The 14,272-nt window shown below is 70.2% G+C and carries 13 protein-coding genes and 3 tRNA genes; 8 read left to right on the top strand and 8 right to left on the bottom strand.

The window, feature by feature from the left end:
* Positions 1-15 precede the first annotated feature (15 nt).
* The 6 genes from purF to purS form a co-directional block, all read right to left on the bottom strand.
* Complete coding sequence (purF, locus tag RKD20_RS23325) at positions 16-1,542, bottom strand: amidophosphoribosyltransferase (protein ID WP_424879410.1); 1,527 nt, start codon at positions 1,540-1,542, stop codon at positions 16-18.
* A gap of 57 nt (positions 1,543-1,599) precedes the next feature.
* On the bottom strand, positions 1,600-2,439 hold the full coding sequence (locus RKD20_RS23320; RefSeq protein ID WP_424879409.1) for an META domain-containing protein: 840 nt from the start codon (positions 2,437-2,439) through the stop codon (positions 1,600-1,602).
* Positions 2,440-2,470: 31 nt separating this feature from the next.
* Positions 2,471-3,268: a sterol carrier family protein gene (locus tag RKD20_RS23315; protein WP_424879408.1), complete on the bottom strand. Its 798-nt coding sequence runs from the start codon at positions 3,266-3,268 to the stop codon at positions 2,471-2,473.
* Positions 3,269-3,628: 360 nt separating this feature from the next.
* Complete coding sequence (gene purL / locus RKD20_RS23310; RefSeq protein WP_020124276.1) at positions 3,629-5,887, bottom strand: phosphoribosylformylglycinamidine synthase subunit PurL; 2,259 nt, start codon at positions 5,885-5,887, stop codon at positions 3,629-3,631.
* Positions 5,884-6,564 (bottom strand): phosphoribosylformylglycinamidine synthase subunit PurQ, encoded by a 681-nt coding sequence (purQ, locus tag RKD20_RS23305; protein ID WP_424879407.1) that lies wholly within the window; start codon positions 6,562-6,564, stop codon positions 5,884-5,886. Before purQ ends, purL begins: the two co-directional genes overlap by 4 nt.
* A complete protein-coding gene (gene purS, locus RKD20_RS23300) occupies positions 6,561-6,824 on the bottom strand; it encodes a phosphoribosylformylglycinamidine synthase subunit PurS (protein WP_015659417.1) in 264 nt (87 codons plus the stop codon). The genes purQ and purS overlap by 4 nt, the downstream gene beginning before the upstream one ends.
* Positions 6,825-7,093: 269 nt before the next feature.
* Here purS and RKD20_RS23295 point away from each other — a divergent pair, with 269 nt between their 5' ends.
* The 8 genes from RKD20_RS23295 (at position 7,094) to RKD20_RS23260 (ending at position 11,616) form a co-directional block, all read left to right on the top strand.
* Positions 7,094-7,411, top strand: a complete 318-nt coding sequence (locus RKD20_RS23295) for a histone-like nucleoid-structuring protein Lsr2 (protein WP_424879406.1) — start codon at positions 7,094-7,096, stop codon at positions 7,409-7,411.
* A gap of 125 nt (positions 7,412-7,536) precedes the next feature.
* A tRNA-Gly gene (locus RKD20_RS23290) sits at positions 7,537-7,608 on the top strand.
* Between the two features lie 80 nt (positions 7,609-7,688).
* Positions 7,689-7,761: transfer RNA gene (locus RKD20_RS23285), tRNA-Gly, on the top strand.
* Positions 7,762-7,901: 140 nt separating this feature from the next.
* Entirely contained in the window at positions 7,902-8,840 is a 939-nt protein-coding gene (locus RKD20_RS23280; RefSeq protein ID WP_424879405.1) for an ABC transporter ATP-binding protein, read from the top strand.
* Positions 8,837-9,610, top strand: a complete 774-nt coding sequence (locus RKD20_RS23275; protein WP_424879404.1) for an ABC transporter permease — start codon at positions 8,837-8,839, stop codon at positions 9,608-9,610. Before RKD20_RS23280 ends, RKD20_RS23275 begins: the two co-directional genes overlap by 4 nt.
* 14 nt (positions 9,611-9,624) lie before the next feature.
* Positions 9,625-10,842, top strand: coding sequence for a sensor histidine kinase (locus RKD20_RS23270; RefSeq protein ID WP_424879403.1), 1,218 nt, complete (start codon positions 9,625-9,627; stop codon positions 10,840-10,842).
* A gap of 70 nt (positions 10,843-10,912) precedes the next feature.
* Entirely contained in the window at positions 10,913-11,521 is a 609-nt protein-coding gene (locus RKD20_RS23265; protein ID WP_424879402.1) for a response regulator, read from the top strand.
* Between the two features lie 22 nt (positions 11,522-11,543).
* Positions 11,544-11,616 (top strand) — tRNA-Gly (locus RKD20_RS23260).
* Between the two features lie 44 nt (positions 11,617-11,660).
* Here RKD20_RS23260 and RKD20_RS23255 read toward each other — a convergent pair.
* Positions 11,661-12,560, bottom strand: coding sequence for a phosphoribosylaminoimidazolesuccinocarboxamide synthase (locus RKD20_RS23255; protein WP_424879401.1), 900 nt, complete (start codon positions 12,558-12,560; stop codon positions 11,661-11,663).
* Positions 12,561-12,684: 124 nt separating this feature from the next.
* Positions 12,685-14,196: a N,N-dimethylformamidase beta subunit family domain-containing protein gene (locus RKD20_RS23250; RefSeq protein ID WP_424879400.1), complete on the bottom strand. Its 1,512-nt coding sequence runs from the start codon at positions 14,194-14,196 to the stop codon at positions 12,685-12,687.
* Positions 14,197-14,272 lie beyond the last annotated feature (76 nt).

Below are 14,272 nucleotides of genomic sequence, written 5' to 3'. Positions count from 1 at the left end.
GGTGGGACGGGCCGTCTACGGGCGACGGATCGCGTCGGCGGCGGCCGTGGCGGCCGGGCCGGCGGCCAGTTCCGTCTCCAGGAGCTGCTTGCCGAGCAGCTCGGGGTCCGGGAGCTCCATCGGGTACTCGCCGTCGAAGCAGGCGCGGCAGAGGTTCGGCTTGGCGATGGTGGTCGCCTCGATCATGCCGTCGATGGAGATGTACGCCAGGGAGTCGGCGCCCAGCGAGGTGCCGATCTCGTCGATGGTCATGCCGTTGGCGATGAGCTCGGCACGGGTGGCGAAGTCGATGCCGAAGAAGCAGGGCCACTTCACGGGGGGCGAGGAGATCCGGATGTGGACCTCGGCGGCGCCCGCCTCGCGGAGCATGCGGACCAGGGCCCGCTGGGTGTTGCCGCGCACGATCGAGTCGTCGACGACGACCAGGCGCTTGCCCTTGATGACTTCCTTGAGCGGGTTCAGCTTGAGGCGGATGCCGAGCTGGCGAATGGTCTGTGAGGGCTGGATGAACGTACGGCCGACGTAGGCGTTCTTCACGAGACCCGCACCGAAGGGGATGCCGGACGCCTCGGCGTAGCCGATGGCCGCCGGGGTGCCGGACTCCGGGGTCGCTATGACCAGGTCGGCCTCGACGGGCGCTTCCTTGGCGAGCTTGCGGCCCATCTCCACACGGGAGAGGTACACGTTCCGGCCGGCGATGTCGGTGTCGGGGCGCGCCAGGTAGACGTACTCGAAGACACAGCCCTTGGGCTTCGCTTCCGCGAATCGGGAGGTGCGCAGGCCGTTCTCGTCGATGGCGACGAACTCGCCCGGCTCGATCTCGCGGACGTAGGCCGCACCGCAGATGTCGAGGGCGGCGGACTCGGAGGCGACCACCCAGCCGCGCTCCAGGCGGCCGAGGACCAGCGGGCGGATGCCCTGCGGGTCACGGGCGGCGTAGAGGGTGTGTTCGTTCATGAAGACCAGCGAGAAGGCGCCCTGGACCTGGGGGAGGACCACGGGAGCGGCCTCCTCGATGGTCAGGGGCTTGCCGTCCTCGTCGACCTGGGCCGCGAGGAGCGCGGTGAGCAGGTCGGTGTCGTTGGTGGCGGCCACCCGCGGGCTGCGGCCCTCCTGCTTGGGGAGGTCGGCGACCATCTCGGCGAGCTGCGCCGTGTTGACCAGGTTGCCGTTGTGGCCGAGCGCGATGGAACCGTGCGCGGTGGCGCGGAACGTCGGCTGGGCGTTCTCCCACACGGAGGCGCCGGTCGTCGAGTAGCGGGCGTGACCGACCGCGATGTGACCGGTGAGCGAGCCGAGAGAGGTCTCGTCGAAGACCTGGGACACGAGGCCCATGTCCTTGAAGACGAGGATCTGGGAGCCGTTGCTGACCGCGATTCCCGCGGATTCCTGACCCCGATGCTGGAGGGCGTAGAGCCCGAAGTAAGTGAGCTTGGCGACCTCTTCACCGGGGGCCCAGACCCCGAAGACGCCGCAAGCGTCCTGGGGGCCCTTCTCGCCGGGGAGCAGATCATGACTGAGTCGACCGTCACCACGTGGCACGGCTCCGAGTGTAGGCGAGATCGACCACTGGTCCGAATTCGTGGAGAGTGGGCTTTCTTACTCCGCGTGGGCCGTAACGCTCTTCCCAGGAGCCTTGGTGATCTTCAGGGAATCGTGTTTCTGCTGGTAGGAGACCTTTCCGTCGAGGATTCCGGCGAGTTCGCGCTCGGTCTTCATCACCGGGCCCGCACACATCATGCGCGTGGTGGCGAGGGGCCCGAACTCGATGGTGCCGTCCTTGTCGGTGCCGTTCTTGACGGTGGCGCTGCCGTGGAAGGTGTTGCAGCCGAGGCTGCCGGTGACGGTGTTGTTCCTGGTGAGGGTGAGATAGGCGTTCTCGCCGAGGGACCAGCGGGTGCCCTTCAGGGCGGGGGGCTTCTTCTCCCGGAAGGTGATGCTGTCGCCGCCGGGGCGGGTCAGGGTCAGGGTGCTGACGCCGTTCCGCGCCGTGACCTTGGCCGTGTGGGTGCCTTGGAAGACGTCGACGAACCGCGCCTCGAACTCTCCGAGCGGGTCGGGGCAGCCGATCAGCGTCTGGACCAGGTCGGTGATCCGCACGGTGTCGCCGTCGATCTCGGAGTCGGCACCGATGCTGTTGCAGCCGACCGAGCCGCCGGACTCGCCGCCGTCCTCACGGGAGGCGTCGGCGTCGGGCTTGAAGACGATGCGGGCGTCCTGGGCGGTCTTGGCGTCCTTCGGCAGGACGTACTCCTTGCCCTTCACGGTCACCTTCTGCGGCAGCCACTCGACGTCCTTGATGTCGGCCGGCCGGGACGCCTTCCCGCGGTCGGTGACGCTTCCGCTTCCGCTTCCGGATTCCGTGCCGCAGGCGGCCGCGAGCAGTGTGGTGCCGACGGCGGCCAGGGCGGCGCATGTCACGCGTGTCGTCCGCTTCATGGCTCTTTGACGCACGAGCCCCGTGAAGGGTTCAGCCCATCAGCGGGAGCAGCCCGCCGAGGTCCGCCCGCTCCCCGCTCGCGCTGATCCTCGCCGCGTCGAGCGCGTCCTTCCAGCCGAGCCGGCCGGTCGCGAGCCGGATCCAGGTCAGCGGGTCGGTCTCGACGACGTTCGGCGGGGTCCCCCGGGTGTGCTTCGGCCCCTCGACGCACTGCACGACGGCGTACGGCGGGATCCGCACCTCGGTCGAGCCGCCGGGCGCCTTGGCGGCGAGGGCGTCGGCGAGCAGCCGGGTGCAGGCGGCGAGGGCCTGACGGTCGTGGGGAATGTCGAGGCCGGGCACGGCGGCGTTGAGGTCGTCGGTGTGGACGACGAGTTCGACGGTCCGGGTGACCAGGTAGTCGGCGAGGGGCATCGCGCCGGCGTTCGTCTCCAGGAGCCGCGTACCGGGGTGTGTGTCCAGCAGCTCGGCCAGGGTCCGCTCGATGTCGCCGAGGTAGGCGTCCAGGTCGCGGTGTTGCTCGGCGAGGCCCCGGGTGAACTCGGCGATGGCCGCGGAACTGGCGGCGGTGGCGACGGGCCAGTCGAGAACCGTGGCGTCCTGCCGCGCGGGGGCGGGCCGGTCCAGGCTCCGGTGGACGGCCGTGACCGCCATCCCGATGTGCGCGACCAGCTCCCGTACGGTCCACTCCCCCAGCCGAGTCGGGAGCGCCAACTGCTCGGGGGACAGTGTGCGTACAGCCTCTCGTACGTTTCCGAGCTGGGCCTGCACGGCCTCGCGGATCTTGCCGGAGTCGTAGGTGCGGGCGCGCTTCCTGGCCGTGGGCATGACGGTGAGCCTAGTCGGCGGGGAAAGGGGGAGGGCGAGGTCGTCTTGGGGCGGCCCCGTACCCGGTCGCGCGGCCTCGACCGTGACGCGATCCACCGCGATCGCCCCGGACGACGCGGTCCGGCCGGGAGGCGACCGGGACGGACTCCCGCGGCAGGCGACCGTGACGCGAGCAGCGGCCGGCGCGGTCTTCCGGATCGATGCCGGACGCACGCCCTGAACGCGCTGCCGGCCGTGCGGCCGCCCACGTCACCTGGCCTACCGAGCACTTCGGGGTCGGAGCGAACGCGAACCGGTCGCGGCGTGACGAAGGCCCCGCCCGTCGGGTGACGGGCGGGGCCTGCTCAGTCGTACGACCGACTACTTGAGCAGCGCCGGAATCGTCTCCTCGTGAGCCGTCCGCAGCTCCTCCAGGGGCAGCTCGAACTCGCCCTGGAGCTCGACCGAGTCGCCGTCGACGACACCGATGCGGGTGGCGGGCAGGCCCCGCGCACCGCACATGTCGTTGAAGCGGAGCTCCTCGGAGCGCGGGACCGCCACCACCGCGCGGCCGGCCGACTCCGAGAACAGCAGCGTGAACGCGTCCAGACCGTCCGGGACGATCAGGCGGGCGCCCTTGCCGCCGAGCAGGGCCGACTCCACGACCGCCTGGATCAGGCCGCCGTCGGAGAGGTCGTGCGCGGAGTCGATCATGCCGTCCCGGGAGGCGGAGATCAGGATCTCGGCGAGCAGCCGCTCGCGCTCCAGGTCCACCTTGGGCGGCAGACCGCCGAGGTGGTCGTGGACGACCTGGGACCAGGCCGAGCCGCCGAACTCCTCACGCGTGTCGCCGAGGAGGTACAGCAGCTGGCCCTCCTCCTGGAAGGCGACCGGCGTGCGGCGGGCCACGTCGTCGATGACGCCGAGGACCGCGACCACGGGGGTCGGGTGGATGGCGACCTCGCCGGTCTGGTTGTACAGCGAGACGTTGCCGCCGGTGACCGGGGTGCCGAGCTGCTGGCAGGCGTCGGCCAGTCCGCGGATGGCCTCCGCGAACTGCCACATGACGGCCGGGTCCTCGGGCGAGCCGAAGTTCAGGCAGTCGGAGACCGCGAGCGGCTTGGCACCGGTCGTCGCCACGTTCCGGTAGGCCTCCGAGAGCGCCAGCTGCGCGCCCGCGTAGGGGTCCAGCTTCGCGTACCGGCCGTTGCCGTCGGTCGCGATGGCGACACCGAGGCCGGTCTCCTCGTCGATGCGGATCATGCCGGAGTCCTCCGGCTGGGCCAGCACCGTGTTGCCCTGCACGAAGTGGTCGTACTGCGAGGTGATCCACTTCTTGGAGGCCTGGTTGGGAGAGCTCACCAGCTGGAGGACCTGCTGCCTGAGCTCTGCCGAAGTCCCGGGCCGGGGCAGCTTGTTGGCGTCGTCCGCCTGGAGCTCGTCCTGCCAGGACGGGCGGGCGTAAGGGCGCTCGTAGACCGGCCCGTCGTGCGCGACCGTGCGCGGGTCGACGTCGACGATCTTGCCGCCGTGCCAGTAGATCTCCAGCCGGTCGCCGTCGGTGACCTCACCGATGACGGTGGCGATGACGTCCCACTTGTCGCAGATCTCCAGGAACCGGTCGACCTTCTCCGGCTCCACGACCGCGCACATGCGTTCCTGCGACTCGCTCATGAGGATTTCCTCGGGCGAGAGGGTCGAGTCGCGCAGCGGTACGTCGTCCAGGGTCACGCGCATGCCGCCGGAGCCGTTGGAGGCGAGCTCGGAGGTGGCGCAGGACAGGCCGGCCGCGCCGAGGTCCTGGATGCCGACGACCAGCTTCTCCTTGAAGGCCTCCAGGGTGCACTCGATGAGGAGCTTCTCCTGGAAGGGGTCGCCGACCTGGACGGCCGGGCGCTTGGAGGGCTTGGCGTCGTCGAAGGTCTCGGAGGCCAGGATCGACGCGCCGCCGATGCCGTCACCGCCGGTGCGGGCCCCGTACAGGATGACCTTGTTGCCGGCGCCGGACGCCTTCGCGAGGTGGATGTCCTCGTGCCGCATCACACCGATGGCCCCGGCGTTGACCAGCGGGTTGCCCTGGTAGCAGGCGTCGAAGACGACCTCGCCGCCGATGTTGGGCAGGCCCAGGCAGTTGCCGTAACCGCCGATGCCCGCCACCACGCCCGGCAGCACCCGCTTGGTGTCCGGGTGGTCGGCCGCGCCGAAGCGCAGGGGGTCGACCACGGCGACCGGCCGCGCGCCCATCGCGATGATGTCGCGGACGATGCCGCCGACCCCGGTGGCCGCGCCCTGGTAGGGCTCGACGTAGGACGGGTGGTTGTGCGACTCGACCTTGAAGGTGACCGCGTAGCCCTGGCCGACGTCCACCACGCCCGCGTTCTCACCGATGCCGACGAGAAGGGCGTCCGACTGGGGAGCCTTCTCGCCGAACTGGCGCAGGTGCACCTTCGACGACTTGTACGAGCAGTGCTCGGACCACATGACGGAGTACATGGCGAGCTCGGCGCCGGTGGGCCGGCGTCCGAGGATCTCGACGACCCTCTCGTACTCGTCCTTCTTGAGTCCCAGCTCGGCCCAGGGCAGCTCGACGTCGGGGGTCGCGGCCGCGTGCTCGACCGTGTCCAAAGGCGTCCGGCTCATGCGTTGACCAGCTTCTTGAGGATCGAGGTGAAGAAGGGGAGGCCGTCGGTGCGGCCGGACCCGATGAGCGGCTCGACGGCGTGCTCCGGGTGCGGCATGAGGCCTACGACGTTCCCGGCCTCGTTGGTGATGCCGGCGATGTCGCGGAGGGAGCCGTTCGGGTTGAAGTCCACGTAACGGAACGCCACCCGGCCCTCCGCCTCCAGCTTGTCCAGCGTGTACTCGTCGGCGACGTACCGGCCGTCCATGTTCTTCAGCGGGATGTGGATCTCCTGGCCGGACGTGTAGTCGACGGTCCAGGCGGTGTCCGCGTTCTCCACCCGCAGCTTCTGGTCGCGGCAGATGAAGTGGAGGTGGTCGTTGCCGAGCATCCCGCCCGGGAGGAGGTGGGCCTCGGTGAGGATCTGGAAGCCGTTGCAGATTCCGAGAACCGGAAGCCCGGCCTTCGCCTGCTCGATGACCGTCTCCATCACCGGCGAGAAGCGGGAGATGGCACCGGCCCGCAGATAGTCGCCGTAGGAGAAACCACCGGGGAGGACGACCGCGTCGACCTGGTGGAGGTCCTTGTCCTTGTGCCAGAGGGCGACCGGTTCGGCGCCCGCGAGGCGGATCGCGCGCTGGGTGTCGCGGTCGTCGAGGCTGCCGGGGAAAGTGACGACGCCAATACGAGCGGTCACTTCGCGGCCTCCGCGACTTCCTCCACCTTGACGGTGAAGTCCTCGATCACGGTGTTGGCGAGGAAGGATTCCGCAAGATCGTGGATGCGGGCGAGCGCGGCCTCGTCGACCGGCCCGTCAACTTCCAGTTCGAATCGCTTTCCCTGACGTACGTCGGAGATGCCTTCGAAACCCAGACGCGGCAGTGCACGCTGCACCGCCTGGCCCTGGGGGTCGAGGATCTCCGGCTTGAGCATGACGTCGACTACGACGCGTGCCACTGGCACTCCCGGTGGTGTGGTGCTGAGCAGGTTCCTTCAGACTACCCGCCCAAAATTTCTACGCGCGTTGAGTTGTAGGAATCTACGTGACGGCCATCACGACGCGGGGCGGGTGCGGGGGTTCGCGAAAATTTCCGGGAAAGATCTCAGATCGACACCCGATACCTATTGCGCTCGGACACGCGGAAGGATTTAGTCGAGCTTCACAATGCATTGTCGGGCACTGTACAAATGAATTGTCAGCGTGCCGTACGAAGGGACCGATATTCGTGGCGCAGAAGGTCGTGGTCACTCTCTTTGACGACATCGACGGCTCGGAAGCGGCGGAAACGATCGCCTTCGGACTCGACGGCAAGTCGTACGAGATCGACCTGAATCAAGCCAATGCCAAGAAACTGCGTAGGGCGCTCGAGCCGTACGTGGAGGCCGGCCGCAAGCGGTCCAGGTCGGGCAAGGCGTACAGGCAGACCGAGGTCGCTCCCGACCCGGCGGCGGTCCGGGCCTGGGCCCAGGCCAACAAGATGGACGTCCCCGCCCGCGGACGGATCCCCAAGAAGGTCTACGAGGCGTTCGCCGAGGCCCGTTGAGGGCCTGTCGACGCCGGGTCACCCGCCCCTCGGAGCAACCGACTTGCGTTGCACCCCACCTGGTCAGCTAGAGTCTGGAGCACGCCGAGGGGCGAGGCCGAAAAGGCCCAGCTCACGGAGTACACGCGGGTGTAGTTCAGTAGTAGAACATCCCCCTTCCAGGGGGAAGGCGCAGTGTGCAATTCCTGTCACCCGCTCTGCACCACCAGTCCGGCCACTCTTGTGGATCAGGTAGGATGGTGCTCGCGCCGATCGGTGAGAGCCGGTCGGAGGCAATGCGAACGTAGCTCAGTTGGTAGAGCGCAACCTTGCCAAGGTTGAGGTCGCGAGTTCGAACCTCGTCGTTCGCTCGGTCGTTTCGAAGGCCCCGGTCCACTGGACCGGGGCCTTCGGCGTTTCCCCGTACCCCGCGGCCCCTTCTGACATTTGTCATACACAGTGGTGACAGCGCGCACTGCTGCCGGGCCTCTGCCGCCGGGACGCTGAAGTCATGAACACCAACGAACACGAACACGTGATTGAGGTCACCGACCTCCGGCGTGTGTACGGGGGCGGGTTCGAGGCCGTGCGCGGAATCAGCTTCTCCGTGGCCCGCGGAGAGGTCTTCGCCCTGCTCGGCACCAACGGCGCCGGCAAGACCTCCACCGTCGAACTCCTCGAGGGGCTCGCCCGGCCGACCGAAGGACGGATCCGCGTCCTCGGACACGATCCGTACACCGAGCGGGCCGTGGTCCGCCCGCGGACCGGGGTGATGCTCCAGGAGGGCGGCTTCCCCTCCGAGCTGACCGTCGACGAGACCGCGCGGATGTGGGCCGGCTGTGTCAGCGGGGCCCGGCCGCCGCTGGAGGTGCTGGAACTCGTCGGCCTCGCCCGGCGGACCGGCGTACGGGTCAAGCAGTTGTCCGGGGGCGAGCGGCGGCGCCTGGACCTGGCGCTCGCGCTGCTCGGCGACCCCGAGGTGCTGTTCCTCGACGAGCCGACGACCGGCCTCGACGCCGAAGGGCGCCGGGACACCTGGGAGTTGGTGCGGGCCCTGCGCGACCGCGGGACAACTGTGCTGCTCACCACCCACTACCTGGAGGAGGCCGAGGATCTCGCCGGTCGGCTGGCGATCCTCCACGACGGGCGGATCGCGGCCACCGGAACACCGGCCGAGGTGACCGCCGCGCAGCCGTCGCGGATCTCGTTCGAGCTGCCGGAAGGGTACTTCGTGGGGGATCTGCCGCCGCTCGGGGAGCTCGGGGTGTGCGGGCACGAGGTCGACGGGAGGGTCGTACGGCTGCGTACGCACACGTTGCAGCGGTCGGCCACCGGGCTGCTGACGTGGGCCGAACGGGCCGGGGTCGAGCTGCGGCGGCTCGATGTGCGGTCGGCCTCGCTGGAGGAGGCGTTCCTGGGGATCGCGGCGCGCGAGGAGGTGGCGGCATGAGCACACTCACCACTCCCACCGGGCGGCTGAACGCCCTCGCCCGGGCCGAGCTCACGCTGCTCGGGCGGAGCAGGGCCACGCTTCTCACGGCCGTGCTGGTACCGCTCGCACTGCCGTTCAGCATGAAGACCGTCGTGGACGGCATGGACGTAGGGGAGGTCGGGCTGAGCGTCGGCACGGTGCTGCTGCCGGCCGCGATCGGCTTCTCCCTCCTGTTCGGTGTGTACAGCGCCCTCGTCGGGATCTACACCGCCCGGCGCGAGGAACTGGTGCTGAAGCGGCTGCGCACCGGGGAGCTGCGGGACGTCGAGATCCTGGGCGGGAGCGCGCTGCCGGTCGGCGTGACCGGGGTCGTACAGTCCCTGGTGCTGGTGGCAGGGAGCACGGTGCTGCTCGACCTGCCCGCGCCGCACGCGCCCCATCTCGCCGTCCTGGGGCTGCTGTTGGGCCTGGTGATGTGCGCGGCGCTCGCGGCCGTGACGGCGGCCGTGACCCGGACCGTGGAGAGCGCGCAGGTCACCACCCTGCCGTTCGTACTGATCTCGATGAGCCTCTCGGGCGTCACCGTCCCCCTGGAGATGCTGCCCGACCGGCTCGCGTCGGTGTGCGAGCTGCTGCCCCTGTCCCCCGTCATCACCCTGGTCCGCGGCGGCTGGACGGGCACCCTCTCGACGTACGAGGCACTGGGCGCCCTCGGGACGGCACTGGCCTGGACCGTGCTCTCGGTGTTTGCTGTGGGCCGGTGGTTCCGGTGGGAGCCGAGGCGCTGAGGTACGGGGAGAGCATGGGCGAGGCAGTGGGCTGGTGGCGGCGCAAGAGCACGCCGGCGAAGGTGGAGACGTACACACGCTGGTCGTTCCACTTCTTCGCGCTGATCTACGTCGCCTCGGTCGGCCTGCCGGTCTTCGGGCAGGTGACGGGGCAGCTCGCGGTCTGGCTGGTGGTGCTGGTGTGCGCGCATGCGGTGGTGTGCGCGGTGACCGCGTCGCGGGCGCTGGACTGGACGCGGGGGCGGCGCGAGCAGCCGGTGCGGACGCTGTGGGTGCTCGGGGCGGTCACTCTCGCCATCTCCGCCGCGGTGATCGGCATAGCCGGGCAGGGTCCGGACGATGACGGGCACCACATGGCGGTGGGCGCGGTCTTCGTGGGCGTGCTGACCTTCGCGGCCGGTATCGGCGCGCTCGGCGTCCGCGGCCGACGGCGTGTGCTGGCGCTCGTGGGCGGCTTCGCCGCGGGCGCCGCGCTCGGCGGTTTCCCCCTCGGGTACGCCGTCCCGGAGTCCCTGGTCACCGGCATGGTGGTGCTGGTCGCCGCCGGATTCCTCGCCTTCACCTCCATGTTCTCCGTCTGGCTCCTGAACGCCGTCTACGAACTCGACGAGGCCCGCGAGACCCGCTCCCGGCTCGCCGTCGCCGAGGAACGGCTGCGGTTCGGGCGGGACCTGCACGACGTCATGGGCCGGAACCTGGCCGTGATCGCGCTGAAGAGCGAACTGGCGGTGCAGCTGGCCCGTCGGGGACGCGACGAGGCCGTGGACCAGATGACCGAGGTGCAGCGGATCGCGCAGGAGACGCAGCGCGAGGTGCGGGATGTCGTACGGGGTTACCGGGAAGCCGATCTCGGCATGGAACTCACGGGAGCGCGAGGGGTGTTGATCGCCGCCGGCATCGACTGCGAGGTCACCGGGGAGCCGGGCGGGCTGCCCGCCGAGGTGCAGTCGGCGCTCGGCTGGGTGGTCCGGGAGGCCACCACGAACGTACTGCGGCACGGCGACGCCAAGCGGTGCACGGTGGCCGTGTCGAGGGAGCAGGAGCGGGTGGTGCTGACCGTGGAGAACGACGGGATGCTGAGGTCGTCGGGCGGTCGCGGCGGGTCCGGGCTCGCCGGGCTGCGGGAGCGGCTCGCGGCGGTGGCCGGGACGCTGGAGGCGGGGCCGGCGCGGGAGGGCGTGTTCCGGCTGGTGGCGGAGGTGCCGCTGGTGGCGCCGGAAGTGGTCGCATGACCGTGTGGGGCCGTGGTGTCGGAAGGGGTGGTCTCGTGACCGTGGCTGTGATGGCCGAGGAGGTGATCGCGTGACCGTGCGCGTGCTGCTCGCCGATGACGAGCATCTGATCCGGGGCGCGCTCGCCGCGCTGCTCTCGCTGGAGGACGACCTGGCCGTCGTCGCGGAGGCGGCCACCGGCCCCGAGGCGCTGGCGATGGCCCGGGCGCACGGACCGGACGTCGCCGTACTGGATCTCCAGATGCCCGGTGCGGACGGTGTGAAGGTCGCCACATCCCTGCGGACCGAGCTGCCCTCGTGCAAGGTGCTGATCGTCACCAGCCATGGGCGTCCCGGGCATCTCAAGCGGGCCCTGGAGGCCGGAGTGCGGGGGTTCGTCCCGAAGACAGTGAGCGCGCGGCGGCTCGCGGAGATCATCCGCACGGTGCATGCGGGAAACCGTTACGTGGACCCCGAGTTGGCCGCCGACGCGATCTCCGCCGGGGATTCGCCGCTGACCGTGCGGGAGGCCGAGGTACTGGAACTCGCCGCCGACGGGGCGCCCGTCGCCGAGATCGCCGAACGGGCCGCGCTGTCCCAGGGGACCGTACGGAACTATCTGTCGTCGGCCGTCTCCAAACTCGGGGCCGAGAACCGTCACGCGGCGGTGCGGCTCGCGCGGGAGCGAGGTTGGGTATAGTGGTTCTCGCGCCACGGCGCATGCGAACGTAGCTCAGTTGGTAGAGCGCAACCTTGCCAAGGTTGAGGTCGCGAGTTCGAACCTCGTCGTTCGCTCTGTTTCGGCAAAGGCCCCCGGTTCTCACCGGGGGCCTTTCGCGTTACGACCAGCTCGTGCCCGTCAGGCGCTCGTACGCCTCGATGTACTTGGCGCGGGTGCGGTCCACGACCTCCTGCGGCAGCGGCGGCGGAGGCTGCTCGCTCTTCCTGTCCCAGCCGGACTCCGCCGAGGTCAGCCAGTCGCGCACGAACTGCTTGTCGTACGACGGCTGCGCGTGCCCCGGCTCCCACTGCTCGGCCGGCCAGAAGCGGGAGGAGTCCGGGGTGAGGACCTCGTCCGCGATGACGAGGGTCTCCCCGTCGAAGCCGAACTCGAACTTGGTGTCCGCGAGGATGATCCCGCGGTCCCGGGCGATGTCCCGGCCCCGTGAGTACACGGCGAGGGTCGCCTGGCGCAGCTGGGCCGCGGTGTCCGCGCCGACCTGGCGGGCGATCTCCTCGTAGGAGACGTTCTCGTCGTGCTCGCCGACGGCGGCCTTGGTGGCCGGGGTGAAGATCGGGGCGGGCAGCTTGCTGCCGTCGACCAGTCCCTCGGGGAGGGCGAGGCCGCAGACCGTGCGCGACTCGTTGTACTCCAGCAGTCCGGAGCCGGTGAGATAACCGCGGGCGACGGCCTCCACGGGGACCATCCGGAGCGACTTGCAGACCAGGGTGCGGCCCGCCCAGTCGGCGGGGGCGCCTTCCGGCACGTCCGTGCTCAGGACGTGGTTCGGCAGCAGGTCGGCGATCTTGTCGAACCACCACAGGGACAGCTGGGTGAGGACGCGGCCCTTGTCGGGGATCTCCGTCGGCAGCACCCAGTCATAGGCGGACATGCGGTCACTGGCGACCATCACGAGGTCGCCCGCCTCGTTCTGGTACAGCTCGCGCACCTTGCCGGTGTGCAGGTGCACCAGGCCCGGAACCTGGAGCGGCTCGGGCTTCTCTACGAATCCGGACACGGTTCCTCCCCGTGGCTATGTCCAACGGGTCGATTGTCCCGTACACCGGGCTGACCTTGGACTTGGGGTGTGCTGCGGGTGTTTCGCCGGTGTCTTGCTGTGTCTCGCCGTGTCTTGCGTGGGCTCAGTCACGCTTGCAGATGCGGTCCAGGAGGTTGGCGGTGGCGCGCTGGACACGGGTGTCGACATGGCCCGGGCGGTCCAGTGCCGGGGACCAGGCGAAGGTGCCGGCGGCGAAGACCAGCGCGCCGGAGGGGGCGCGGTACAGGGACGTCTCCTGGTGGCGCAGGGCGCCCTCGCTGTCCGCGTACGGCGAGTGGGCGAGCAGGATGCGGTCGTCGTGCTCGGGAAGCGGGGTGCGCGGGAAGTAGCGGTCGGCCTCGCCCGCGACCAGGCCGGCGAGTTCGTCGCCCTCGTGCGCGCCGGTCGCGTCCCACAGCCAGTGCTCGGCGTTGCGGACGATCAGGGGGTGCGGCTCGGGCACCCTTCCCGCGTACTGGATGCCGACCACCTGCTGCTCGGGGCGGTCCACCTCGCGCCAGAGCGCCGGTTTTCCCGGCCCCCTGCGTTTTCGGCAGGTGAGCAGGCGGTCGGGTACGCCGGACGGCGAGGGGGCCAACTCGACCTGCCAGTACATGGTGTTGGCGGACAGGAAGACCAGGGAGGTGCCGCTGTCCCGGGCGCCCTCGACCGTACGGCGCATGGCCGTCGACCAGTACTCGTCGTGGCCGGGGAAGACCAGGCCCCGGTAGCGGGTGGGGTCGAGCCGGCCGGCGTGCAGGTCGCGGGCGTCGGCGTAGGCGAGGTCGTAGCCGTAGCGCTCGGCGAAGCGGATGAAGTCGTAGGCGTGGCCCACATGAATCGGCAGGCCCGCGCCCGCGTACGGCCGGTCGAAGGAGACCGTGGTCGCGGCGTCGGCCTCGCCGAGGAGCCGGCCCTGTTCGTCCCAGGCGTGGTAGAGGCTGGCGCCGGTGCGGCCGTCCTCCGGGTAGAGGTTGTACGCCTGCCAGGTCACGTCGGGCAGCAGGAGCAGCAGGTCCGCGGGGTGGTTGTCGCGGACCGTGAAGGGGATGTGGGAGCGGTAGCCGTCGGCGGTGGTGAGGACGGCGACATACGCCCCGACGCTCCAGTACGAGGGGATCTGGAGTCGCCAGGACAGCCACCAGTGGTGGCAGGAGACCGTGCGGTCCGCGGTCAGCGGCGGGGACTGCACGATGCCGGAGAGGCGGGGGCTGGTGGTGACCTTCGCCGCGCCGTCGCCGCCGTAGTGGCCGATGCGGTAGATGTCGACGGCGAACTCCTGCGGCGGGTCGACGGTGATGTGGAAGTCGACTGCGTCGCCGGGGGCCACCGCGCCGGTCGAGGTGAAGCCCTTGATCTGGCGGCGGACGTCGTCGGCGGAGCGGGGGCCGCCGCCGGAGCTGCGAGGGGAGGGGAGGCGGACGCGCGGGGCGCCCTCCTTCGGGGTGTGGGCGGGGTCCGTCTCCACGTACCAGGGAACCACCTGGCCGGTGTCGTCGAAGTACGTCTCACTGCCGCGCAGCCAGGGGACGGGGCCCTGGCCGAAGGGGTCCGTCACGGCGTGCGCGAGTGCTCCCGACTCCCAGCGGCGGATCTGCTCCGGTCCTGGCCCCATGGACGCTCCCCTCCCTCGTGCCCCCGTCGTTCCTCCTGCGCGGTGCGGCGCAGTGTGCGCGTGTGCTGTGCGCGGG

The organism is Streptomyces sp. SLBN-8D4 (assembly GCF_049739545.1).
Lineage (GTDB): Bacteria > Actinomycetota > Actinomycetes > Streptomycetales > Streptomycetaceae > Streptomyces > Streptomyces canus_C.
The sequence above is the reverse complement of the archived record's forward strand: the minus strand, read 5'-3'. Positions and strand labels throughout refer to the sequence as shown.

Excerpts from the sequence above, each read along its gene's own strand:
- RKD20_RS23320 (WP_424879409.1), bottom strand. The coding sequence starts at position 2,439 with ATGAAGCGGACGACACGCGTGACATGCGCCGCCCTGGCCGCCGTCGGC.
- RKD20_RS23315 (WP_424879408.1), bottom strand. The coding sequence starts at position 3,268 with ATGCCCACGGCCAGGAAGCGCGCCCGCACCTACGACTCCGGCAAGATC.
- purL (WP_020124276.1), bottom strand. The coding sequence starts at position 5,887 with ATGAGCCGGACGCCTTTGGACACGGTCGAGCACGCGGCCGCGACCCCC.
- RKD20_RS23280 (WP_424879405.1), top strand. The coding sequence starts at position 7,902 with ATGAACACCAACGAACACGAACACGTGATTGAGGTCACCGACCTCCGG.
- RKD20_RS23275 (WP_424879404.1), top strand. The coding sequence starts at position 8,837 with ATGAGCACACTCACCACTCCCACCGGGCGGCTGAACGCCCTCGCCCGG.
- RKD20_RS23270 (WP_424879403.1), top strand. The coding sequence starts at position 9,625 with ATGGGCGAGGCAGTGGGCTGGTGGCGGCGCAAGAGCACGCCGGCGAAG.
- RKD20_RS23250 (WP_424879400.1), bottom strand. The coding sequence starts at position 14,196 with ATGGGGCCAGGACCGGAGCAGATCCGCCGCTGGGAGTCGGGAGCACTC.